At 68.1% G+C, this 21643-nt stretch carries 22 protein-coding genes, 1 other RNA gene and 1 pseudogene; 15 read left to right on the forward strand and 9 right to left on the reverse strand.

The genetic code is table 11. The annotated features are described in order from the left end of the window. Positions 1 to 35 precede the first annotated feature (35 nt). The 4 genes from J7528_RS19710 (at position 36) to J7528_RS19725 (ending at position 3645) form a co-directional block, all read left to right on the forward strand. Positions 36 to 149 (forward strand): hypothetical protein, encoded by a 114-nt coding sequence (locus J7528_RS19710; protein WP_291877955.1) that lies wholly within the window; start codon positions 36 to 38, stop codon positions 147 to 149. Next, on the forward strand, positions 106 to 1683 hold the full coding sequence (locus tag J7528_RS19715) for an ABC-F family ATP-binding cassette domain-containing protein (RefSeq protein WP_291877958.1): 1578 nt from the start codon (positions 106 to 108) through the stop codon (positions 1681 to 1683). The genes J7528_RS19710 and J7528_RS19715 overlap by 44 nt, the downstream gene beginning before the upstream one ends. A 62-nt stretch (positions 1684 to 1745) precedes the next feature. After that, positions 1746 to 2996, forward strand: coding sequence for a DUF3422 family protein (locus J7528_RS19720; RefSeq protein ID WP_291877961.1), 1251 nt, complete (start codon positions 1746 to 1748; stop codon positions 2994 to 2996). Between the two features lie 16 nt (positions 2997 to 3012). Further along, positions 3013 to 3645, forward strand: coding sequence for a 50S ribosomal protein L11 methyltransferase (locus J7528_RS19725; RefSeq protein WP_291877964.1), 633 nt, complete (start codon positions 3013 to 3015; stop codon positions 3643 to 3645). A 194-nt stretch (positions 3646 to 3839) separates the two neighbouring features. Here the strand turns inward: J7528_RS19725 and J7528_RS19730 are convergent, their stop codons facing one another. The 3 genes from J7528_RS19730 to J7528_RS19740 are packed head-to-tail and all read right to left on the reverse strand — an operon-like array spanning position 3840 to position 5800. Beyond that, entirely contained in the window at positions 3840 to 4289 is a 450-nt protein-coding gene (locus tag J7528_RS19730; protein ID WP_291877966.1) for a flagellar basal body protein, read from the reverse strand. A gap of 3 nt (positions 4290 to 4292) precedes the next feature. Beyond that, positions 4293 to 4676 (reverse strand): rod-binding protein, encoded by a 384-nt coding sequence (locus tag J7528_RS19735; protein ID WP_363270229.1) that lies wholly within the window; start codon positions 4674 to 4676, stop codon positions 4293 to 4295. Continuing rightward, positions 4676 to 5800 (reverse strand): flagellar basal body P-ring protein FlgI, encoded by a 1125-nt coding sequence (locus J7528_RS19740; protein ID WP_291877968.1) that lies wholly within the window; start codon positions 5798 to 5800, stop codon positions 4676 to 4678. The genes J7528_RS19735 and J7528_RS19740 overlap by 1 nt, the downstream gene beginning before the upstream one ends. Before the next feature lie 220 nt (positions 5801 to 6020). Here J7528_RS19740 and J7528_RS19745 point away from each other — a divergent pair, with 220 nt between their 5' ends. From J7528_RS19745 to J7528_RS19765, 5 genes are all read left to right on the forward strand, one after another. Beyond that, the gene (locus tag J7528_RS19745; protein WP_291877970.1) at positions 6021 to 6455 is read left to right on the forward strand and encodes a flagellar assembly protein FliX; all 435 of its coding nucleotides are present in this window, start codon (positions 6021 to 6023) and stop codon (positions 6453 to 6455) included. A 212-nt stretch (positions 6456 to 6667) separates the two neighbouring features. Then, entirely contained in the window at positions 6668 to 7096 is a 429-nt protein-coding gene (gene dksA, locus J7528_RS19750; RefSeq protein ID WP_291877972.1) for an RNA polymerase-binding protein DksA, read from the forward strand. Between the two features lie 121 nt (positions 7097 to 7217). Continuing rightward, positions 7218 to 8606, forward strand: a complete 1389-nt coding sequence (locus J7528_RS19755) for a glycoside hydrolase family 28 protein (RefSeq protein WP_291877973.1) — start codon at positions 7218 to 7220, stop codon at positions 8604 to 8606. An 18-nt stretch (positions 8607 to 8624) separates the two neighbouring features. After that, positions 8625 to 10160, forward strand: a complete 1536-nt coding sequence (locus J7528_RS19760) for a cation:proton antiporter (protein WP_291877976.1) — start codon at positions 8625 to 8627, stop codon at positions 10158 to 10160. Between the two features lie 75 nt (positions 10161 to 10235). Continuing rightward, positions 10236 to 11822: a M28 family metallopeptidase gene (locus J7528_RS19765; RefSeq protein ID WP_291877978.1), complete on the forward strand. Its 1587-nt coding sequence runs from the start codon at positions 10236 to 10238 to the stop codon at positions 11820 to 11822. Here J7528_RS19765 and J7528_RS19770 read toward each other — a convergent pair whose 3' ends face one another. The 4 genes and pseudogenes from J7528_RS19770 to J7528_RS19785 all read right to left on the reverse strand — a co-directional run bounded on the left by J7528_RS19770 (position 11823) and on the right by J7528_RS19785 (position 13755). Then, positions 11823 to 12416, reverse strand: coding sequence for a hypothetical protein (locus J7528_RS19770; protein WP_291877979.1), 594 nt, complete (start codon positions 12414 to 12416; stop codon positions 11823 to 11825). Then, positions 12413 to 13027: a pyridoxamine 5'-phosphate oxidase family protein gene (locus tag J7528_RS19775; protein ID WP_291877981.1), complete on the reverse strand. Its 615-nt coding sequence runs from the start codon at positions 13025 to 13027 to the stop codon at positions 12413 to 12415. The genes J7528_RS19770 and J7528_RS19775 overlap by 4 nt, the downstream gene beginning before the upstream one ends. Before the next feature lie 55 nt (positions 13028 to 13082). Next, positions 13083 to 13340 (reverse strand): annotated as a pseudogene (locus J7528_RS19780) (pyridoxamine 5'-phosphate oxidase family protein); the annotation flags it as partial. Positions 13341 to 13392: 52 nt separating this feature from the next. Next, the gene (locus J7528_RS19785; protein WP_291877983.1) at positions 13393 to 13755 is read right to left on the reverse strand and encodes a response regulator; all 363 of its coding nucleotides are present in this window, start codon (positions 13753 to 13755) and stop codon (positions 13393 to 13395) included. 178 nt (positions 13756 to 13933) lie between these two features. On the opposite strand from J7528_RS19785, the gene J7528_RS19790 reads away from it, so the two are divergent. Both J7528_RS19790 and J7528_RS19795 read left to right on the forward strand, forming a co-directional pair. Next, positions 13934 to 14731, forward strand: coding sequence for a crotonase/enoyl-CoA hydratase family protein (locus tag J7528_RS19790; protein WP_291877985.1), 798 nt, complete (start codon positions 13934 to 13936; stop codon positions 14729 to 14731). 2 nt (positions 14732 to 14733) lie between these two features. Next, positions 14734 to 15384, forward strand: coding sequence for a DUF3052 domain-containing protein (locus J7528_RS19795; RefSeq protein ID WP_291877987.1), 651 nt, complete (start codon positions 14734 to 14736; stop codon positions 15382 to 15384). Positions 15385 to 15462: 78 nt separating this feature from the next. On the opposite strand, the gene J7528_RS19800 is transcribed toward J7528_RS19795, so the two are convergent. Continuing rightward, a complete protein-coding gene (locus tag J7528_RS19800) occupies positions 15463 to 16398 on the reverse strand; it encodes an oxygenase MpaB family protein (protein WP_291877989.1) in 936 nt (311 codons plus the stop codon). A gap of 229 nt (positions 16399 to 16627) precedes the next feature. After that, positions 16628 to 18109: an NAD(P)/FAD-dependent oxidoreductase gene (locus J7528_RS19805; protein ID WP_291877991.1), complete on the reverse strand. Its 1482-nt coding sequence runs from the start codon at positions 18107 to 18109 to the stop codon at positions 16628 to 16630. A 177-nt stretch (positions 18110 to 18286) separates the two neighbouring features. On the opposite strand from J7528_RS19805, the gene J7528_RS19810 reads away from it, so the two are divergent. From J7528_RS19810 to rnpB, 4 genes are all read left to right on the forward strand, one after another. After that, positions 18287 to 19180, forward strand: a complete 894-nt coding sequence (locus J7528_RS19810) for a DMT family transporter (protein ID WP_291877993.1) — start codon at positions 18287 to 18289, stop codon at positions 19178 to 19180. Beyond that, positions 19177 to 19905: an N-acetylmuramoyl-L-alanine amidase gene (locus J7528_RS19815; RefSeq protein ID WP_291877996.1), complete on the forward strand. Its 729-nt coding sequence runs from the start codon at positions 19177 to 19179 to the stop codon at positions 19903 to 19905. The genes J7528_RS19810 and J7528_RS19815 overlap by 4 nt, the downstream gene beginning before the upstream one ends. A 274-nt stretch (positions 19906 to 20179) precedes the next feature. Beyond that, positions 20180 to 20782, forward strand: a complete 603-nt coding sequence (locus tag J7528_RS19820; protein WP_291877999.1) for an FMN-binding negative transcriptional regulator — start codon at positions 20180 to 20182, stop codon at positions 20780 to 20782. A 200-nt stretch (positions 20783 to 20982) separates the two neighbouring features. Continuing rightward, positions 20983 to 21378, forward strand: an RNA gene (gene rnpB / locus J7528_RS19825) — RNase P RNA component class A. Positions 21379 to 21643: the final 265 nt, after the last annotated feature.

Genomic DNA, 21643 nt, shown 5'->3' on the forward strand with positions numbered 1-21643 from the left:
TGCGTCGGCAGGCGTAAAAGCCCGGCTCTCATCCGATGGAGGCAACCATGATCAGCAAGACGGAAGACCGCTTCGTCCTTCTCGTTTCCCTGACCGTGGGTTCGCATGTCCTTCGTCACTCTGGATGCCGTTTCCGCCGCCACGCCTGATGGCCGGCTGCTTTTCGAAAATCTGAACCTGTCCATCGGGGCCGAGCGCATCGGCCTCGTTGGGCGCAACGGCGCGGGCAAGTCGACCTTGCTGGCGCTGATCGCGGGTGCGCGTCCGCCGCTGGCCGGGAGCGTGTCGCGGACGGGCGCGGTCGCGACGCTGGACCAGACGCCCGACGTCTCCGAGGCGCGGCTTGTCGACCTGCTGGGCGTCGGTCCCGACTGGGATCGCCTGTCGCGGATCGAGCGTGGGGAGGGCGACGAGACCGACCTTTCTGAGGCCGACTGGGACCTGCCGGCGCGGCTGGACCAGGCGCTGGCCGATGTGGGCCTCTCGGGTCTCGATGTCGAGCGGCCGGCGGCGGCGCTGTCGGGCGGGCAGGCGACGCGGGCGGGGTTGGCGCGGCTGCTGATCGCGCGCCCGGACGTGCTGCTGCTGGACGAGCCGACCAATAACCTGGACGCCGAGGCCAAGGCGATCGTCGCCAAGGTGCTGGCCCGCTGGAAAGGCGGGGCGGTGGTGGTCAGCCACGACCGGAGCCTGCTGCGCGGCATGGACCGGATCGTCGAGCTGTCGTCCCTGGGCGCGCGCTCGTACGGCGGCGGCTGGGACCTCTATGCCGAGCGCAAGGCCGAGGAGGCGCAGGCCGCCCAGCGCGACCTGGACCACGCCGAGAAGGAAGTCCGCCGCGTCGCCCGCGAGGCCCAGGTCGCCCGCGAGCGCAAGGACCGCCGCGACGCCGCCGGCAAGCGCTTCGCCGATCGCGGCGGCACGCCGAAGATCGTGCTGGGCGCGATGGCCGAGCGGGCCGAGAACAGCGGCGCGCGCGAGGGCAAGCTGGCCGAAAAGCTGGCGGGCCAGGCGGCCGAAGCCAAGGCGTCGGCGGAGGCCCGCGTCGAGCGCGCGCGGACCCTGGGGTTCGACCTGCCGTCGTCGAGTCTGCCTGAGGGGCGGACGGTGCTGGCCTTCGACGCGGTCGGCTTCGCCTGGCCGGACGGGACGCCGGTGTTCCGGGATCTGTCGTTCCGCCTCGCCGGCCCCGAACGGGTGGCGGTATCGGGACCGAACGGGACGGGCAAGACGACCCTGATCCGGCTGGCGACCGGCGACCTGACCCCGACTGCGGGAGAGGTGAAGCTCTCCGTCCCCGTCGCCCTGCTGGACCAGCGGGCGGCGCTGCTGGCCGACGACGAGACCATCCTGGAGAACTTCCGCCGCCTGAACCCGGCCGCGACCCAGAACGACGCCCATGCGGCCCTGGCCCGCTTCCTGTTCCGCAACACCGCCGCGCATCAGGTCGCCGGTACGCTGAGCGGCGGCGAGCGCCTGCGGGCGGCGCTGGCCTGCGTGCTGTGCGCCGCCACGCCGCCGCAGCTGCTGATCCTCGACGAGCCGACCAACCACCTTGACCTGGCCTCGATCGAGGCCGTCGAGGCGGCGCTGTCGGGTTATGACGGGGCGCTGCTGGTCGTCAGCCACGATCCCGACTTCCTTGAAGCGATCGGCATTGAACGGAGGATCGCCCTCGGTTAAGTCTATGTGACCGGTAACATTGAGCATGACTCGATGACCCGGCAACGCAGGGCGAGGACGAGATGGACGGCGGTCGGGACCACCCTCTTCGAGTGACGTTGAGCGAACTGATGCACTTGCGGGCGCTGCCACTGGACCGCGCGCCGGTCCGGCTGCGCCAGTGGGTCTATCTGGTCGAGCCCGACGCGCGAACGGCGGAGGCGGGTTTCGTCTCCCTGTTCGCGCCGGGGCAGGACCCCGCGCTGGGCCGTGTGGTCGTCGCGAACGAAGACGGCGGCTGGTTGTGGGAGCGTCACCAGGAATTCTCGACCTGGACCTGGTTCGCCTACGGGGAACTGGGACGCGACCTCGGATTCCAGCCTCAGCCGGAGGCCAGCGCCTTCTGGCTGGACGGCGCGCCGGGCCAGGTGTTCCGGGGTGTCGAGATCTCGGTCTCGGCCCCCGGCGCCGAGCAGCCTTCCGATGCAGACCTGGGCGGCCACATCGACCTCGCCCGCTGCGTCTCGTGCGAGGTGTTCGACGGCGCGGCGCGGATCTGGACTGACTTCCGCCTGCGCGAAGGCGGCACGGGCCGCATCCATGTGCAGAACGTCAGCCTGGCCCATGACGAGGTCTCGCGCCTGGTCCAGACCCTGCTGGAGATCGGCAACTACCGGAAGCTGGCGCTGATCGGCTTTCCGCCGGCCCGCGAGCTGCTGGCCTGGCTGGACGGGGCCGAGGCGCGGCTGGCGGCGATCACCAGTGGTCTCGCGGCCGGCGAGGACAGCCAGAGTGTCCTGGATCACCTGCTGGCCCTCTCGGCCGAGGTCGAACTGCGCGCGGCCAAGAGCCGTTTCCGGCGCGGGGCGACCGAGTCCTACCACCGCCTGACCCTGGACCGGCTGGAGGCCCTGCGCGAGCGCCGCGTGCCCAGCCACTCGACCATGAGCGAGTTCATCGCCCGGCGCCTGCTGCCGGCCATGCGCACGCGTGAGGCGGCCGACCGGCGGCTGGATGACCTGTCTCTGCGCATCGCCCGCAGCGGCGACCTGCTGCGCACGAAGCTGGGCTTGGCCCAGGACCGCCAGAACCAGGAGACCCTGCGCGGCATGGACGCCAGCTTGCAGCTGCAGACCAAGCTGCAGGGTCTGGTCGAGGGGCTGTCGATCTTCGCGGTCGGCTACTACGTGCTGGGCCTCGTCGGCTATCTGCTGAAGCCGTGGCTGCACGGGGTGGCCGAGCACCTGATGTCGGCCCTGGTCCCGCTGGTGCTGATCGCCGTCGCCGCCAGCCTGCACCGGCGCAAGAAGCGGTTGATCGGCGACGCCCACTAGGCGCTTAAGTCCGCCGGTGAATCTTGAAGCCTTCATCCAGGACCGCCTGCCGCTCGAGCCCGTCCCGGGCGCGCCGGAGATCCGCCTGCACCGTGCTGGGCCGAGCAGCGGCCTGATGCGTCTGGCCGACGCCGATCCGGACTTCGGCTCACCCTACTGGGCGCGGCCTTGGGGCGGGGGCCTGGCCCTGGCGCGGCATGTGCTTGATCACCCGGAGACCGTGGCCGGCAAGCGTGTGCTGGACCTGGGCGCGGGCTCGGGCCTGGTGGCCATCGCCGCCGCCTTGGTGGGCGCGAAAGCGGTGAGGGCGGTCGATGTCGATCCCTACGCGGTCACCGCCGCACACCTGAACGCCGCGGCCAACGGCGTGACGATCGAAGTCGAGCAGGCCGACCTGCTGGACGGCGACCCGCCGGAGGTCGAGCTTATGCTGGTGGGGGATCTGTTCTACGAACCAGACTTGGCGATGCGCACCGAGACCTTCCTGCGACGCTGCGTGGCGGCGGGGATCGTGGTGCTGATCGGCGACCCCTTCCGTGCGCCCCTGCCGACCGACCGGCTGACGGTGCTGGCCGAGTATCCGGTGGCGGACTTCGGGGACGTGGAGGGGGCTATGCGGCGGGCGGCGGTGTTTGAGCTGATCGGATAGTGTCCCCACCCAACCCACAACCGCCTTCCTGGGCCTTGTGCCCGGGACCCATCGCGCCGCTAGGTTCGGCGCCCGCGGGCTGTTCCGGCGGTGTGGAAGCGCGCTGGAGCTGCGCCTAACCGGCTGACAGATGGGTCCTGGGCACAAGGCCCAGGAAGGCAACGAAAGAGGAGGTCTAGGAGGAGGCTGGCCCCCTAGGCCTTCCTATTCAGCGTGATCGCCGCGCCATGCTGCGGGCGGTCGTTGACCATGCCGCCGGCGCCGTAGGTCGTGGCGGGCGCCGCGCGCTGGCTGGCGATTTCCGAGGCGACGGCGTGCACCAGGCCCTCGGTCACGGTCTTGGCCGCGTTCACGGCGCGGGCCTGGCGGGCCAGAACGGCGTCGAAGGCTTCGGTGGCGCGCATCAGGCGATGGCGCAGCTCGGGCTTGGCGCCCTCGATCAGAGCGGGGCTGTGGCGCACCCGCATCGACTCGTGCCGATAGACATTGGCGAGCTTCGCCGTCTCTTCGACGTACTGCGCCGCCTCGTGCGGGCGGTGGCTTTCGAAGGCCGTGGCCTCCTTGGCGATCAGGTCGGTCAGGCGTTCGGTCAGCAGGGTCAGCTGATGGACGCGATCGTCGGCGTCGACGGCGGCGATGGCCATGGCTTAGTGCTCCTTCAGGCCCTGCATCTTCAGCATCTCGCGCTGAATGACGGAGGAGAGGCCGACGCCGCCGGCCTTGGTGACTTCCTTGGACATGGCGTCCGTCATCATCGACTTGAACATCTCTTCGCCGTTGCCGCCGCCGAAGGGTTCCGAGGTTTTCACGCCCTCGAACATCTGCTGCATCATCACCGACAGGAACGAGGCCTCGAAGGTCTTGGCCGTCTCGGCGATCTTCTTGCGGGCGGCGGTGTCCTTGGTCGTGTCCTCGACCGCGTTCTGGACAGCCGCGCCGGCGGTTTGCACCGCCTTGGCGGCCGTCTTCACCGTGGCGGCGGCCGCGCCGAACTGCGGGACAAAGGTCGAGATGGTGTCGAAGGCGCTCATCACATCACCTCGATGTCGGCTTGCAGGGCGCCCGCGGCCTTCACGGCCTGCAGGATCGAGATCATGTCGCGGGGCGTGACGCCCAGGGCGTTCAGGCCGCCGACTAGGCCCTTCAGCGACGGCGCGCCGCCCAGGGTGATCAGCTTCTTGCCCTTCTCCTCGTCGACATTGACGGTCGACTGCGGGACGACGGTGGTCTGGCCCTGGCTGAACGGCGCCGGCTGGCTGACGGCGGGGTTTTCCTGGACCGAGATGGTCAAGTTGCCTTGAGCGATCGCCACTTGGCTGATGCGGACGTCGTCGCCCATCACGATCACGCCGGCCACTTCGTCGATCACCACCTTGGCCGGGCCGTCGGGCTCGACTTCCAGGTTCTCGATGTTGGTCATGAAGGTGATCATGTCCGTGCCGGGCGGGGCGCGGGTGGCGATGATCGTCGGGTTCTGGGCCTGGGCGCAGTTGGGGAACTTGGCGTTGATGGCGTCGGCGATGCGGCGGGCGGTGGTGAAGTCCGGATTGCGCAGGGTCAGGCGCATGATGTCCATATTGACCATCTGGAAGCCGGTCTCGCGCTCGATGACGCCGCCGCCGGCGATCCGACCCGCGGTCGGCACGCCCTTGGTGACCGAGCTGCCCGAGGCGCCGCCGGCCGCGACGGCGCCGGTCTGCACGCTGCCTTGGGCCACGGCATAGGTCTGGCCGTCCGCGCCTTGCAGGCTGGTGACCAGCAGGGTGCCGCCCAGCAGGCTCTTGGCGTCGCCCAGGGTCGAGACGGTGACGTCGACCTTGGAGCCGGCGGCCGAGAACGGCGGCAGGTTGGCCGTGACCATGACGGCGGCGGTGTTCTTGGTGTTCAGGTTACCGTCGCGGACATTGACGCCCTGACGCTCCAGCATCGCCTCAAGGCTCTGCTTGGTCATCGGCGCGTTGCGCAGGCTGTCGCCCGAGCCGTTCAGGCCCACGACGATGCCGTAGCCGATCAGCTGGTTCTCGCGGACGCCCTCGAAGGCGACGATGTCCTTGATGCGCGACTTGCCGATCGCCGGCGCGGCGACGAAGGCCGAGGCGACGGCGAGGGCGGCCAGAACCGGACGAAGAACGGTGCGAAAGAATGAACGCGACATGGCAATTCCGTAGCGGGGGACGATCCCCGCGCCGCCTCTTGCCAGAAGCGGGCCACTTTGAAGGCCTTATGACTCAAGGGATTCCGGATTTGGCGGTGGTCCGCCCGGCGCCCGGCGGCAGAATCTGCCCGGCATTAACCATACTTCAAGCGCGCGGACGCACTATGTTTCGTGCGATGAGAAGAGTGACTCGCGCGCACGAGCTTTTTGGAGCGGTCGGATGAAGGTTTCCAGCACGGGGGGCGTCTCGTCGACTGGCGCGTCGCGGGCCAAGCCCGCCGGCGGATCGACGGGCTTTTCCCTGCCGTCCGTGAGCGCGGCCCCGGCCGGCGCGGTCGGCGCCACCTCCGTCGGCGGCCTGACCGGCGTCGGCTCGGTCGATGCTCTCTTGGCGCTGCAGGAGACGGGCGCCGTCGGCAGCCCGCTGGAGCGCAAGAAGCGCGCGGTCCGCCGCGCCGATCAGATCCTGGACATCCTGGGTGAGGTCCGCATCGCTCTGATCGACGGCGACATCTCGCCCAGCACCCTGGACCGTCTGACCCGCGCCATTCGCGAGCAGCGCGAAAACACCGACGACCCCAAACTGGAAGGGGTCCTCAACGAGATCGAGACGCGCGCCGCCGTCGAGCTGGCCAAGCTGCAGGCGGGCCACTGACATGCGTCGGGCAGGGAACCTGAAAGCGGTTTTTCCCTGCCACGCTTGGCCTTCTCGCGCGTTTTACACCTGTCCGCGCCGTGGAAATGAGCTTCGTGAGCGAGGGGCGCAACGTGAACGCGCCACTCACGCGAGGTTCATTGAACGCGGCTCACCTTTTGCTATAAGCACGCAGCCCTTAAGGGCTGAGTTCATTGGGGCGTGAGGCGTTGATGCAAACGGCCACTGTTCTTGTTGAGAAGTCTGGTTACCGTCCTTCCGAGGACGAGCCTTTTATGAACGAACGGCAGCTTGAGTACTTCAAGCAAAAGCTGCTGGCATGGAAAGAAGAGATCCTCCGCGAATCTCGCGAGACGGTCACTCATCTCCAGAAAGAAACCGAGAACCACGCCGATCTCGCCGATCGCGCGTCCTCGGAAACCGATCGGGCTCTTGAGCTGCGTACCCGCGATCGTCAACGGAAGCTGATCTCCAAGATCGACCAGGCCCTGCGCCGAGTCGAGGACGGCTCCTATGGCTATTGCGAGGAGACGGGCGAGCCCATCGGCCTGGCTCGACTGGATGCTCGCCCTACGGCGACCATGAGCGTCGAAGCCCAGGAACGGCACGAGCGCCGCGAACGCGTCCACCGCGACGACTAAAGCGGCCCTCCGCAGGGGGACTATGTGTTTTCGAGCGGCCCTGGGGGACACCCCGGGGCCGCTTTTGTCTTGGTGATTGGCCGCTGATCGGTTGTCCTGGCTCAAAGAGTCGGAGAGGTCGATGGGCGTGCAGCTGACGCGACGGGGCATTGCGGGTCTGGCGTTGCTGACGCCGACGATCGCGTCCGCCGCGCCGCGCAAGCTGATCCGCCCGGCCGCGCCGTTCGACATGCCCAGCATTGGCGTCCCGGACTTCTCGAAGAGCCGCCGTTTCCCGATCACCGACTTCGGCGCCGATCAAGGCGACCAGAGCAAGACCAGCGACGCCATTGCTCAGGCCATCGCCGCCGCCAACGCGGCGGGCTCGGGCGTGGTGGTCGTGCCCGAAGGGACCTGGCCGACGGCCAAGATCCACCTGAAGAGCAATGTCGCCCTGCATCTCTCCAAGGGCGCGACGCTGCTGTTCTCCGAAAAGCCCGCCGACTACCTGCCGCCGGTCCTGACCACCTGGGAGGGGCTGGAGTGCTGGAACTATTCGCCGCTGGTCTACGCCTATGACTGCGAGAACGTGGCCATCACCGGATCCGGCAAGCTGAAGGCCAAGCTGGACGTCTGGAAGGTCTGGTACGCGCGGCCCAAGCCGCACATGGACATGCTGGTGAAGCTGTACCACGCCAGCGCCAAGGGCGAGCCGGTGGCCGAACGGCAGATGACGGCGGGAGAGGCGAACCTTCGCCCGCAGTTCATCCAGTTCAACCGCTGCCGCCATGTGCTGGTCGAGGACATTAGCATCGAGGACAGCCCCTTCTGGGTGCTGCATCCGTTCCTGTGCACCGACGTGGTGATCCGGCGGGTGAAGATCCGCGCCCACGGCCACAACAATGACGGCGTCGATCCGGAGATGAGCCAGAACGTGCTGATCGAGGACTGCGTCTTCGACCAGGGCGACGACGCCGTCTCGGTGAAGTCAGGCCGCGACCAGGACGGCTGGCGGCTGGGCCGGCCGGCGCGCAACATCGTCATGCGCGACTGCAAGATCCTGAACGGCCACCAGCTGATGGCGATCGGCAGCGAGCTGTCGGCGGGGATCGAGAACGTCTTCGTCCAGAACTGCCACTTCACCGGCGATGGCAAGGGCGCGGACGGTTGGGCGGTGCCGATCAACAACCTGCTGTTCGTGAAGACCAACGAGCGGCGAGGGGGCTATGTCCGCAACATCGTCGTCGAGAACGTCAGCGCCACCAAGATCGTCGGCGGGGTGCTGAGCGTCGACACCGACGTCCTCTATCAGTGGCGCAACCTGGTCCCGACCTATGAGCGCCGCCTGACGCCGATCCAGGGCCTGGTGATGCGCGACGTCCGCGTGGAGGAGGCCAAGTTCGTCTGCCGCATCAGGGGCGAGCCCACCCTGCCGGTCCGCGACGTGCGTTTGTCCAAGATCGCCGTCGGCAAGAGCCTGGAGGCGCCGGTCGCCAACGAGAATGTCGAGGATTTCCGCTACGATGCCTGACCGTTCGGAGCGCGCCGCGTGAGTTTCTTTGAGAGCCTGCTGGCCCTGGTGGGCATCGCGGTCCTGCTGCTGCAGGTCTCGCGGCGCATCAAGGCGCCGTACCCGACCATGCTGGCCGCCGCCGGGGTATGCCTGGCGCTGGTCCCCGGCGCGCCGAACATCTCGATCGAGCCGCACACGGCCCTGGCCCTGTTCCTGGCCCCGGCCCTGGTGGACGCGGCCTTCGACTTCCCGCTGGCCGACATCCGCAAGCTGTGGCGGCCGCTGTTCGCGCTGGTCGTGGTCGCCGTGGCGCTCAGCGCCGGCGCGGTCGCCTGGCTGGGCGTGGCCATGGCCGGCCTGCCGATCGCCGCCGCCGTGGCCCTGGGCGCGATCGTGGCTCCGCCGGATGCAGCGGCCGCCACCGCCGTGCTCAGCAGCGTCCGCATGCCGCGCGGCTCGATCGCGGTGCTGAAGGGCGAGAGCCTGCTGAACGACGCCTCTGCCCTGCTGCTGTTCTCGGCGGCCCTGGCCTTCCAGGCCCAGGGCGGCATCGATCCGGCCCTGGGCGTGAAGCTCTCCCTGGCCGCGCCGGGCGGGATCATCCTGGGCATGCTGTTGGCGCGGCTTCTGCGGTTCCTTAGCCCGTTCGTCACCGGAACCCTGGGCGGCAACATCATGGAGTTCGTGGTCGCCTTCGGCTGCTGGGTGGTGGCCGAGCGACTGGGCGTGTCGCCAGTGCTGTGCCTGGTGGCCTTCGCCATGACCGTGGCCAGCACCGCCGCCCTGCGCACGCCGCCGCGCATGCGCATCCACAGCTTCGCGGTCTGGACCTCGGCGGTGTTCCTGCTGAACGTGGTGGCCTTCCTGCTGATGGGCTTCCAGGCCCGCACCATCGTCCTGGCCATGGATCGCGACCGGCTGATGGAGGCGGCGATGTTCGCCTCGGCCGTGGTCGCCTGCCTGATCGTGGTGCGGATGGTCTGGGTGCTGGTCTATATCCGCCTGGCCCAGCAGTTCCACAGCCTGCGCGGCGGCTATCCGATGCCCAGCCTCAAGCACGGGGTGCTGGTCGGCTGGTGCGGCATGCGGGGGCTGGTGACTCTGGCCACGGCCTTCGCCCTGCCGGCCAATTTCCCGCAGCGCGACCTCGTCGTGCTGACCGCCTTCGCGGTGGTGCTGGCCACCCTGGTTCTGCAGGGCCTGACCCTGACGCCGCTGATCCGGCTGATGGGCCTGGATCGCGAGGACGCCCTGGGCGAGGAGCTGGTGCGCCTGCGCGCCGACCTGGCCGGCGCCGCTCTGCGGGTGCTGGACGGTCGGACGGGCGAGGCCGTTGACCACTGGCGCTACCGCTTCGCCGCCGTGCCCGCCGGCTTCCCGCCCGCCACCGGCCCGCTGGAGGCCCGCCGCGCCATCGGTCTCAAGGCCATCCACGGCCAGCGCCTGCGGCTGGAGGAGTTGCGGCTGTCCGGCGAGGTCGGCGCCGACGCCTTCCTGATCCTGCAGGAGGAACTGGACTTCGAGGAGGTCTCGATCAGCCGCGAGGACGAGCGCCAGATCGAGGAGAGCTGACGTTCGACGTGCGATCGACGCCGTTCGACGAACGAAGTCTTGCCAGCTTGAGCGGCCGCCTGGAAAGTCCGCGTCATGATCAAGCTCACGCCCCTGGCCCTGCTGGCCGCCCTCGTCGCAACCGGTTCGGCCTGCGCCGCCGACCTTCCCGCCACCGAGCGCTGGTGGGCCCACGTCAAGGTGCTGGCCGACGACAACATGGAAGGCCGCCTGGCCGGCACGCCCGGTTATGACCGCGCCGCCGCCTATGTCGCCGGCCGCTTCTCGGCCATGGGCCTGAAGCCCGCCGGCGTCGATGGCTACCTGCAGCCCGTCGCGTTCGACGTGCAGCGGATCTTCCCCGACAAGTCCAGCGTCACCCTGGTCAAGGACGGCGTCGCCGCCCCGATGGCGCTGGGCGAGGATCTGGTGCTGTCAGCCCGCGTCGCCCAGCCGGCCAGCCTGCCCGAAGCGCCACTGGTGTTCATCGGCTACGGCCTGCACATGCCCGAGGCCGGCCACGACGACTTCGCCGGCGTCGACCTGCGCGGCAAGGTGGCGGTGGTGATCAGCGGCGGGCCCTCGAACGTCCCCGGCTCGCTGCGCGCCCACGCCGCCCGCGAGCGCTGGGAGCCGCTGCAGAAGGCCGGCGCGATCGGCCTGATCACCATCCAGAACCCCAAGCAGGTCGAGATCCCCTGGGAGCGTTCCAAGCTGCGCGCCGTCGAGCCGGCGATGCGTTTGGCCGACCCCGCCCTGAACCCGGTGAAGGGCGAGCTCTTCACCGCCGCCATGAACCCGGCCCATGCCGGCAAGCTGTTCGCGGCCTCGGGTCACACGCTTGCGGAACTGCTGGTCCTGGCCGACGCCGGCAAGGCCGTGCCCGGGTTCGCCCTGAACCAGAGCGTCCGGGCTGCCGTCAGCCGCGAGACCACCAAGGCCGTGTCGCCCAACGTGGCGGCGGTGCTGCCGGGCTCGGACCCGGCGCTGTCCAAGGAGTATGTCGTCCTGACCGCCCACCTAGACGGCCTGGGCGTCGGCACGCCGATCGACGGCGACGCGATCAACAACGGCGCCATGGACAACGCCAGCGGCGTGGCCTCGCTGTTGGAGCAGGCCGCGGCTCTGAAGGCCGGCGCGCCGCCCAAGCGCTCGATCCTGTTCGTGGCGGTCACCGCCGAGGAGCAGGGCTTATTGGGTTCGCAGTACTTCGCCGAGAAGCCGACCGTGACCAAGAGCGCGATCGTGGCCAATGTGAACATGGACATGTTCATGCCCTCGCAGCCGGCCAACGCCATCATCGTGATGGGCGAGGAGGAGTCGACCCTGGGCGCCGTGGCCCGCCGCGCCGCCGCCAGCCAGGGCTTCGCCGTCATGCCCGACCCGGCGCCGAACCAGCTGAGCTTCGTGCGTTCCGACCAGTACAGCTTCATCCGCACCGGCGTTCCCGCCCTCGCGGGTCGCCTGGCCCATCCGGTCGGCTCGGCAGAGGCCAATGCCGACCGCCAATGGCGCGCCGAGCGGTATCACGGCCCTAAGGACGACACCGCCCAGCCCTTCGACCTGCCGACGGCGGTGCGCTTCAATGCCTACATGGCCACGATGATCCGCGAGATCGCCGACACCGAAAAGCGCCCCGAGTGGCTGCCGACCAGCTTCTTCAAGCGGTTCGCGACGAAGTAGTCACGGCGCCGGCGTCTCGAAGCAGCGTATCGGCGGCCGGCGGGTGGGTGGCAGTTGCAGCAGTGTGGTCTCGTCGTCCAGGGGCTGCCAGGTCCCGTTCCGGCGGCGCCAGATCGTGATGCCGCTACTCTCGTCCCAAAGGCCGTCCCGCATCTCGCAGATCGTGATCCGCGCCGCGGCGTAGCGGTCGCCGGGTGAGAAGACGATGCGCGAATACTGGAAGCGATAGGCCTGTCGCAGCGGACCGTCGTTGTAGACCTGCACCTTGGGCACGCGTGCGCCGTCCAGCGCCGAGCCACAGTCGATGGCGGCCTGAGGCTTGGCCGGCGGTCTGGCCAGCAGGCGCATTTCCCAGGGCAGGTCCTTCGTCTCAGGGCGCGGCGAGCCGCTGGTCTTGTCCGTGGCGCGCCAGACCTCGAACCGCGCGGGGCCATAGTCTTTCCGCCGGACCATGCGCCGGGCCTCGAGGTCGGCGATAAAGCGGCACTCCTTGGCGATGCGCTTTGGTGTGTCGGGCTGATCCCGCGGCGCGAAGGCCACGACGCCGATCGCGCCTACCGCCAGACCGGCGATGATCAGGACGCCCCGTCTCACCACATCGTCTTCGCGGCGCGGCCGGGCCATTCGCGGTCGTAGGTCTCGCCGCCGACCTCGCCGGCCGTGACGGCGGCCAGCATGGCGCCGGGCGTGGGCAGGCTGGCCGGGTCGACCTGGCTCTCGGCCTTCCACAGGCCCGAGCGGACGATGGCGCGGGCGCACTGGAAGTAGGCTTCGTCCACCGTCACGACCATCACCGTACGGGGCGGCTTGCCGTCGACGGCGAAGCTGTCCAGCAGGGCCGGGTCGGTGCTCAGCACCGCGCGGCCGTTGACGCGGAAGGTGGTGCCCGAGCCCGGGATCAGGAACAGCAGCGCTACGCGCGGGTCGCGGACGATGTTGCGCAGGCTGTCGATGCGGTTGTTGCCGCGCCGGTCGGGCAGTATCAGCGTCTTGGGATCGGCGATGCGCACGAAGCCTGGCAGGTCGCCGCGCGGGCTGCAATCCAGGCCCTCGGGGCCCACCGTGGCCAGGGCCACGAACGGCGAGGCCTCGATCAGGGCGGCGTAGTGTGGCGTGATGTGGTCGGTGACCTTGACGGTCGAGGCGGGCACGGGGAGGGGCTGGTACAGCGCTTCAAGCGCTTCGACGGTGGTGATCTCGTGCATCGCGTCCTCCCGTGCTTGAGCTTCTAGGCCCAAGGCGGGGAGGGAACAACCTTCTGTCGATGCGGTTGTTGCCGCGCCGGTCGGGCAGCATCAGCGTCTTGGGATCGGCGATGCGCACGAAGCCGGGCAGGTCGCCGCGCGGGCTGCAATCCAGGCCCTCGGGGCCCACCGTGGCCAGGGCCACGAACGGCGAGGCCTCGATCAGGGCGGCGTAGTGTGGCGTGATGTGGTCGGTGACCTTGACGGTCGAGGCGGGCACGGGGAGGGGCTGGTACAGCGCTTCAAGCGCTTCGACGGTGGTGATCTCGTGCATCGCGTCCTCCCGTGCTTGAGCTTCTAGGCCCAAGGCGGGGAGGGAACAACCTTTAGGCGTTCGACGCTCTGGCGCAGGCCTCAGCCAGCACCCGCGCCGAGATCGGCTTGTCGACGATCGGCTGGACGCGCCCGCGCAGCTGGTCAGCATTGCCGGTGACATAGACCACCGGGATGCGGCCCAGCCGGCTCTCAATGGCCTCGACAGCCTCGAGCCCGGTGCCGCCCACGATGCGATAGTCGGCGGTGATCAGGTCGGGGGGATTGGCGATCGCCAGGGTCAGCGCGTCAGCCGCGCTGTCGGCTATATCGAAACTCGTGAAGCCCATCTCCGCCAGAAGAGCTTCGACCTCGAACGCGACGAGGATTTCATCCTCGATAATCAACACGTGTCGGGCCTTCGCGTGCTCGGTCATTCGCCGCAGCCTCGTCATCGTCCCAGAAGCCATTTCAATGTCGGGTCGAGCCGCCGCGCCAATCGCGTTTTCGTGATCGTCGTGATCCGCCAGGTTGTATCGTCGCGTCAGGCTGCACGGCGGGGCAAACGCGTCTATGGAAGGGGAAAATCAGAAAAGCACAGCAGGAGCGCCCACCTTGTCTCTGATCCTCACCGAAAAGCGCGGTCACGTCGCCATCCTGACCCTGAACCGCCCCGAGGCGATGAACGCCCTGGGCGCGCCGGGGGATGGCGATCAGGTGGCGGCGGCCTGCGAGGCGATCAACGACGACCAGGACATCCGCTGCGTGATCCTGACCGGCGCGGGCAAGGCCTTCTCGGCCGGCGGCGACGTCAAGGCGATGAAGGCCCGCGAGGGCGCGTTCGGCGGCAACGGCGTGGCCGTGCGCGACGGCTACCGCAAGAATATCCACCGCATCGTCCGGGCCATCTACGGCCTGGAGGTTCCGTCGATCGCGGCGGTGAACGGAGCGGCGATCGGCCTGGGCTGCGACGTGGCCTGCATGACCGACATCCGTATCGCCGCCGACACCGCCAAGTTCGGCGTCACCTTCCTGAAGCTGGGTTTGATCCCCGGCGATGGCGGCGCCTGGCTGATGCCGCGCACGGTGGGCATGAGCCGCGCTGCCGAGCTCCTGTTCACCGGCGACGTCATCGACGCGGCCAAGGCGGCCGACTGGGGCCTGATCAGCCGCGCCGTGCCGGCCGACACGCTGATGGGCGAGGCCATGGCGCTGGCGACCCGGATCGCCCAGCAACCACCGCACGCCCTGCGCATGGCCAAGAGCCTGCTCAAGCACGGCCAGACCGCCAGCTACGACACCCTGATGGAAATGAGCGCGGCCGCCCAGGCCATCGCTCACCACACCGAAGACCACATGGAAGGCGTCGACGCGATCCTCGAGAAGCGTCAGCCGAAATTCGAAGGCAAATAAGCATGGGCAAGGAAGCGAGCGGCGTCTGGGGCCAGCTGTCCGACGGCGAGAGCGAGGGCAAGCTGCTGTGGGAGCCGCCCAAGCTGATCTTCCGCGGGGCGGTGCGCGGCATCTATCAGGGCCATGCGCTGCGCAACATCCGTGTCGAGGGCGATGACCTGGTGCTGAGCGATGGCACCCGCTTCACGCTGGACGCCGGCCAGGCCGAGAAGTGGCTGCATGCCATCCAGAACCCGCCCTCGCGCCTGGACAAGCTGGGCGTGAAGCCCGGCATGACCGTGGTCGTCGACGGCGTCGAGGACGAGGCCTTCATCGCCGAGCTGGAGACCCGCGTCGAACTGGGCGAGGCCGAGGAGGGGATCGACATCCTGTTCCTGGGCGTCGAGGACCTGGCGGACTTCGATCGGCTGGAAGACTGGGAAGGCGCGCTTGGGCCCAAGGGCGCGATCTGGATCGTGGCTCAGAAAGGCAAGGGCGCGCCGCTGAAGGACGTCGAGATCCTGGAGGCCGTGCGCGGCCTGGGCTTCGTCGACACCAAGGTCTGCGCGTTCTCGCAGAGTCATACCGCGTTGCGGTTCGTGAAGCGCAAGGCGCCGAAGGTGGCGGCCAAACCGGTCGTCGATGAGGACGAGGCGTTCGACGACGAAGACTAACCACCAACCCGAAACACCGCTCATCCCCGCGAAAGCGGGGACCCAAGCGGCGCTTGATACGAAGGCGGCGTGGAGTTCCTAAACCTCGGCTTGGGTCCCCGCTTTCGCGGGGATGAGCGGATTGTGGAGGGTCTCCAGCAACCGCTTCTGCTCCGCCCGGCTCCGGTACAAAAAGTCGTACGGCAGCCCCAGCCGCACGCTGGCCTGGGACGGCGGCGAGTTCCGCACCGCGACCTTCTCCGCCAGCCGGCCCGCCGCCTTCAGCGCTAAGCGATCGACCGTCGTCGGGTCGTATTCGTGGCCCAGGACCAGCTTCTCGCGCACCACCGGCGGCAGCAGCGATACCGAGGCCCGCGCCAGGGCCTTGTGCAGGAACTTCGGCGCGGCGGGCGCGGCCTTGCCCGACTGGATGATGTCCAGGAACTCGCCGACGATCGGGTGCGGCTCGAAGCGCGGCGCCAGCTTGTCCATCATCGCCATGAAGTCGGCTTGGCTGCTGGGCGAGTACTTCACCCCGTATAGCCGCGCGATCGGGTGCGCCTCCTCGTAGAAGCGGGTCTTCTCGGCTTCGGTGAGCGGCTCGACGAACTGGTCATAGGCGTTGAGGAAGCCGTAGCCGGCCGTGGCGCTGACCCAGTCCAGCAGCTCGACATCCAGCGCCTTGTAGGCCTCGCCGCTGGGCGTCTGGCCCACCACGCGCGTGTGCATGTTGGTGACGCCCTGGATCACCCGCCGGGCGGCGGCCTGCGGGCCATAGACCCCGACCATGGCCGCGATGCCGGTGCGCTTGGAACGCCCGATCGGGTCGACCTTGTAGGTCGAGTGATCCCAGACGCCCGAGCGGATCCGTGCGTCGGCGAATTCCAGCAGCACAGCGGCCACGCCCCCGACCGCCAGGGCGATCGGGTTCTTGTAGACCCGCCAGTGCATCGAGCCCGGATCCAGATAGGCGGGCTCGCCGGGCGGATTGGCGTAGTCGATCTTCCAGCCCAGGTACGAGGACGGTTGCGCCATACGCGATCTCCTTCCCCTAGAAAGGTCGGGGGCGGGGCCGGAGTTCACAACCTATCAAATTCGATAGGGAAGCTTCATGAGCATCAGCCCAACCAGATTTGCTTTCCTCGCCCTTGTGGCGAGGACCCATGGCGCCGCCAGGCTCGGCGCTCGTCGTCATGCGCGGAGCGAGTGGAACGCTGGGCCCTAGGCATAGGGCCTAGGGAGGCAAATTGGGGGACGAATAGGGTTACGCGGCCTTGGCGGTGACGGGTTGGCTCTTAACCCCCGTCTTCCGGCCAAATTCCATCACCCCGTCCTCGACCTTGCCGAAGCGCAGCGCCACAAGGTCCAGGGCGTAGTTCTGGTGGACCTTCCACGGCTTGCGCAGGCCCTGCTTGGGGAACTGGTCCATCGAGCGGGTGACGTAGCCGGACGAGAAGTCCAGCCACGGCGCGACCTCCATCGCCCCGTCGACGCGCGGCACGCAGTAGTCGGCGCCGGCGCGATCCAGGCTGTTGATCAGGCGGCAGACATATTCGCTGGTCAGGTCGGCTTTCAGCGTCCAGCTGGCGTTGGTGTAGCCGAACGCGGAAGCGAGGTTCGGCACGTCGCTGAACATCATGCCCTTGTAGCTCATCGACTCCGACAGCTGGGCCTTCTTGCCGTCGACTACGACCTCCATGCCGCCGATCAGTTGGAGCTGAAGCCCGGTGGCGGTGACGATGACGTCGGCCTCCAGGGTTTTGCCCGACTTCAGCAGGATGCCGTCCTCGGTGAAGGTTTCGATGTGGTCGGTGACCACCGAGCTGGTCCCCGCCTTGATCGAAGCGAAGAGATCGGCGTCCGGCACCAGGCACAGGCGCTGGTCCCACGGATTGTAGCGCGGCGTGAAGTGGGTGCCGATGTCGTAGTCTGGTCCCAGGTGCTCGCGCACCATGCCCAGCAGGCGCTCCTTGACCTTATCGGGCTTCTTGCGGGCCATGTTGAAGAACAGCATCTGGAAGAGGACGTTCTTCCAGCGGGTGATGCCATAGGCGGTCATGGCTGGCAGCTTGGACCGCAGCCAGTTGGCCACCCCGTCCTCGGCCGGGCGCGAGACCACATAGGTCGGCGAGCGCTGCAGCATGGTCACGTGGCTGGCGGTGCGGGCCATTTCCGGCACCAGGGTCACGGCAGTGGCCCCGCTGCCGATCACCACGACCTTCTTGCCGGCGTAGTCCAGGTTTTCCGGCCAATGCTGCGGGTGGACGATGCGGCCCTTGAAGCGGTCGGTTCCCGGGAAGTCGGGCGTGTAGCCGGCCGAGTAGCGATAGTAGCCGGCGCACATATAGAGGAAGCCGCAGCTGTACTGGACGATCTGCCCGTCATGCTCGGCCTCGACCGTCCAGGTCGCCGTTTCGGTCGACCAGCTGGCGCGCTTGACCAGATGCTTGAAGCGGATGTGGCGGTCGACGTCGTGCTCGCGGGCGGTCTCGCGCACATAGCCCAGGATCGACGGGCCGTCGGCGATGGCCTTGGCGGCCTTCCACGGCTTGAAGCTGTAACCCAGGGTGTACATGTCGCTGTCGGAGCGGATGCCGGGATAGCGGAACAGGTCCCAGGTGCCGCCGATCGCCTCGCGTCCTTCTAGGATCGCGTAGGTCTTGCCCGGGCAGTGCTGCTTCAGGTGATAGGCCGCGCCGATCCCCGACAAGCCCGCGCCCACGATCAGTACGTCGACATGTTCCATCCCGAGTTCCGCCCTTCCACGAGCGCGTTTCGCGCTCGATTCTTTTTCTGAGATCCGAGCCTGCTAAGGCAGGCTCGGCTTGCCCGCCGGTTGACCCCGCGTGGCTGTATGTGAACAGTGTTCACCAACAAACGACCGTTTTGACCGAACGTCAACTGCGGCCTATCGGATCACTCCATGTCCCTGCGCGACTTCGGCATTCTGGTTCTCGTCTGCCTGGTCTGGGCCAGCAGCAACATCATCTCCAAGCTGGTCGTCGCCCAATGGGGCGTGCCGCCGCTGTACTACGCCGCCGTACGCTTCGCGGTCGTGGCGCTGATCACCCTGCCGTGGCTGTTGCCCGCGCCGCGGCCGACGTGGCGGATGGTGCTGGTGGGCCTCTTGATGGGCGGCGGCAATTTCGCCCTGCTGTTCATGGGCTTCCAGACCGCCTCGCCGTCGGCGGCCTCGGTGGTGATCCAGGTTGGCGTGCCGTTCACGACCCTGCTGTCGGTGCTGATCCTGGGCGAGAAGATCCGCTGGCGGCGCGGCTTAGGGATAGCCCTGACGTTACTGGGCGCGGTGGTCGTGATGTGGAGCCCCAAGGGTCTGGAGCTGTCGGCCGGCCTCTGGCTGATCGTCGCGGCGGCCTTCACCGGCTCGCTGGGCGCGGTGCTGATGAAGCAGGTCGAGGGCGTGAAACCCCTGCAGTTCCAGGCTTGGGTGGGGTTCTCGTCCTTCTGGCCGCTGGCGGCGATGAGCGCTTTCATGGAGCCGGGCCAGGTCGCCGCCGGCGTCCAGGCGGGCTGGCCGTTCATCGGCGCGGTGGCGTTCTCGGCCCTGGTGGTTTCGGTCGTGGCCCATACGGCCTATTACGGGCTGATCCAGCGCTACGAGGCCAACCTGATCGCTCCGCTCACCCTGCTGACGCCGCTCTTCACCATCGGGCTGGGCGTTGTGGTCACGCACGATCACTTCGATCTGCGCATGGGGATCGGCGCGGCGCTCGCCTTGCTGGGTGTTCTGATCATCGCGCTTCGGCGGAATCAGGTCATGCCCTTGCTGATGTCGATCCGGAACCGCGCCCAATGAGCCTGTCCTTCGTCGAGGCCCCGTCGCCCAATTTCGACGCCCGCAAGGCCGTGCCCGACACGGTGATCCTGCACTACACCGGCATGGAAACCGGCGAGGCGGCGATCGAGCGCCTGCGCGACCCCGAGGCCAAGGTCTCGGCCCACTATTGCGTTGAAGAGGACGGCCGCATCTTCCGCCTGGTCCCTGAAGAGCGCCGCGCCTGGCACGCCGGCGCCGCCTTCTGGAAGGGCGTCAAGGACATCAACTCCGCCTCGATCGGCATCGAGATCGTCAATCCCGGCCACGAGTTCGGCTATCGCCCCTTCCCGGAGGCGCAGATCGCGTCGGTGATCAACCTGCTGGCCGACGTGCGCTCGCGCTGGATGATCCCCGACAGCCGCATCCTGGGCCACTCCGACATCGCCCCGGCCCGCAAGATCGATCCGGGCGAGCTCTTCCCGTGGAAGCGCCTGGCCGAGAGCGGCCATGGCCTGTGGATCGAGCCCGCTCCGTCGCCCGGCGCGCCGCTGGGGCAGGGTGAGGAGGGGACCGGCGTGTTCGCGTTGCAGGCCGGCCTGACCCGCCTGGGCTTCGACTGCGCCCCAACCGGCAAGTACGACGAATGGACCGCGACCGTGGTCGGCGCCTTCCAGCGTCACTGGCTGCAGAGCCGCTTCGACGGCATCGCCGACGGCGAGACCCGGGCGCGGCTTGTGGGCCTGCTGCGCGCGGCGGCCGAGTAGTGAGGCCGTCGACTGTCTATCGTCTAGGCATGGGCGGGATCGTCGTTTTCACGCTCCTGTTCTCCGCGCTGGGAGGTTGGGGCTGGCGATTTGCACCCTTGGTCGCATTCCTGTTGGTGGGATGCGTCGCCCTCGTTTTCTGGCGTGCGCGCTGTCGTTCGTGCGGCCTCTACGTCTTGCTGAAAGACAACGGTCCCGACGCCGCGCTTGGTTTTCGATACTCGATGAGGGGGCGACCGGGCTCGCATTGCTCGGGTTGTGGGGCTGAAATCTGATGCATCCGGATAGTCGCTTTCGCGTCGAGGATCGGGCGGTCCTGCTCGATTTCATCGCCGCCCATCCGTTCGTGACCTTCGCGGCCTCGGTCGGCGGCCGGCCGTTCGTGGCTCAGAGCCCGGTCGTGATCCGCGACCTGGACGGCGAGATCGGGCTGGACTTCCACCTGTCGCGCGGCAACGTCCTGACGCCGCACCTGACCCAGGGCTTCCGCGCCGTGGCCTTGGCCACGGGCCTGGACGCCTATATCAGCCCCGACTGGTACGAGAGCGCCGACCAGGTGCCCACCTGGAACTACCAGTCCGTCGAGGCCGAGGGCTCGGTCGCGCCGCTGGACGACGCCGAGCTGATCGCCCTGCTCGACGACCTGTCGGCTCAGGAAGAAGCGCGGCTGCTGCCCAAGAAGCCGTGGACCCGCGACAAGATGAAGGCCGGCAAGTTCGAGAGCATGCTGCGCGGCATCCAGGGCGGCCGGCTGTTCGTCGAGCGGCTGGAGGGCACGTTCAAACTCTCGCAGAACAAGGCCGACGCCGACCGCCTGGGCGCGGCCCAGGGGCTGGGCGACCATCCGATCGCGGAGCGCATGCGCGACGTTCCCTAAATCCGATCTCCCCGGCGAAAGCCGGGGCCCAGATCCATCCGGAGCGGTTTGGGTGTTCGCGCCATCGTCCGGTGCTTTAATCCCAGGTGATTGTGGGTTCGATCTGGGCCCCGGCTTTCGCCGGGGAGGTCGGATAAAGTTGATGTCAACAAGTTGGGTTGTTGACGTGTCAACGCCATCCCGTCAAACACCCTCCCGGACCAGATGGTCGGGCGGTCGCGTCGTCTTCGGACGCCGAGGAAAGTCCGGGCTCCACGGTGACAAGGCGGTGGGTAACGCCCACCGGGAGCGATCCCAGGGATAGCGCCACAGAAAGCAAACCTCCTCCCTACGGGGCGGGAAGGGTGAAAGGGTGGGGTAAGAGCCCACCGCGGACCTGGCGACAGGGACGGCATGGCAAGCCCCGCCTGGAGCAAGACCGAATAGGGACCCCGCGCCGGCCTCGCGTCGGATAGGCCGTCACTGGCCGAGAGGGTCCGGGTAGGTCGCGAGAGCCGTCCAGCAATGGCCGGCCTAGAGGAATGATCGTCGCCGTTCCCCCTTCCTTAGGATTGGCGGGAGCGGAACAGAACCCGGCTTACAGATCATCTGGTCCATTCAGGTCCTCCCCCTGGCGGGGGAGGACGCGCCTGCGCGCACCGTCCTCAAATGTGACCTTCAACTGGGCTCCAATGACACCGCCCAAGACGTCCGCCCAATCAGTTCTGTGTATGTTCTGTGGATTAACAATCTCACCCAGTGAACAAGGGGTGCGACACCTTTGAAATCTCGATGAAACGGGCTTGGTGTCATTGTTTCCCAGTTCATCCCATGTTAACCCAATTCGCGTCGGGGCGAGTTGGTGGTGCTCGCCGACCGGCA

This window comes from Caulobacter sp. (assembly GCF_017744445.1).
Lineage (GTDB): Bacteria > Pseudomonadota > Alphaproteobacteria > Caulobacterales > Caulobacteraceae > Caulobacter.

Excerpts from the sequence above, each read along its gene's own strand:
- J7528_RS19710 (WP_291877955.1), top strand. The coding sequence starts at position 36 with ATGGAGGCAACCATGATCAGCAAGACGGAAGACCGCTTCGTCCTTCTC.
- J7528_RS19715 (WP_291877958.1), top strand. The coding sequence starts at position 106 with ATGTCCTTCGTCACTCTGGATGCCGTTTCCGCCGCCACGCCTGATGGC.
- J7528_RS19720 (WP_291877961.1), top strand. The coding sequence starts at position 1,746 with ATGGACGGCGGTCGGGACCACCCTCTTCGAGTGACGTTGAGCGAACTG.
- J7528_RS19730 (WP_291877966.1), bottom strand. The coding sequence starts at position 4,289 with ATGGCCATCGCCGCCGTCGACGCCGACGATCGCGTCCATCAGCTGACC.
- J7528_RS19735 (WP_363270229.1), bottom strand. The coding sequence starts at position 4,676 with ATGAGCGCCTTCGACACCATCTCGACCTTTGTCCCGCAGTTCGGCGCG.
- J7528_RS19740 (WP_291877968.1), bottom strand. The coding sequence starts at position 5,800 with ATGTCGCGTTCATTCTTTCGCACCGTTCTTCGTCCGGTTCTGGCCGCC.
- J7528_RS19745 (WP_291877970.1), top strand. The coding sequence starts at position 6,021 with ATGAAGGTTTCCAGCACGGGGGGCGTCTCGTCGACTGGCGCGTCGCGG.
- dksA (WP_291877972.1), top strand. The coding sequence starts at position 6,668 with ATGCAAACGGCCACTGTTCTTGTTGAGAAGTCTGGTTACCGTCCTTCC.
- J7528_RS19755 (WP_291877973.1), top strand. The coding sequence starts at position 7,218 with ATGGGCGTGCAGCTGACGCGACGGGGCATTGCGGGTCTGGCGTTGCTG.
- J7528_RS19765 (WP_291877978.1), top strand. The coding sequence starts at position 10,236 with ATGATCAAGCTCACGCCCCTGGCCCTGCTGGCCGCCCTCGTCGCAACC.
- J7528_RS19775 (WP_291877981.1), bottom strand. The coding sequence starts at position 13,027 with ATGCACGAGATCACCACCGTCGAAGCGCTTGAAGCGCTGTACCAGCCC.
- J7528_RS19785 (WP_291877983.1), bottom strand. The coding sequence starts at position 13,755 with ATGACCGAGCACGCGAAGGCCCGACACGTGTTGATTATCGAGGATGAA.
- J7528_RS19795 (WP_291877987.1), top strand. The coding sequence starts at position 14,734 with ATGGGCAAGGAAGCGAGCGGCGTCTGGGGCCAGCTGTCCGACGGCGAG.
- J7528_RS19800 (WP_291877989.1), bottom strand. The coding sequence starts at position 16,398 with ATGGCGCAACCGTCCTCGTACCTGGGCTGGAAGATCGACTACGCCAAT.
- J7528_RS19805 (WP_291877991.1), bottom strand. The coding sequence starts at position 18,109 with ATGGAACATGTCGACGTACTGATCGTGGGCGCGGGCTTGTCGGGGATC.
- J7528_RS19810 (WP_291877993.1), top strand. The coding sequence starts at position 18,287 with ATGTCCCTGCGCGACTTCGGCATTCTGGTTCTCGTCTGCCTGGTCTGG.
- J7528_RS19815 (WP_291877996.1), top strand. The coding sequence starts at position 19,177 with ATGAGCCTGTCCTTCGTCGAGGCCCCGTCGCCCAATTTCGACGCCCGC.
- J7528_RS19820 (WP_291877999.1), top strand. The coding sequence starts at position 20,180 with ATGCATCCGGATAGTCGCTTTCGCGTCGAGGATCGGGCGGTCCTGCTC.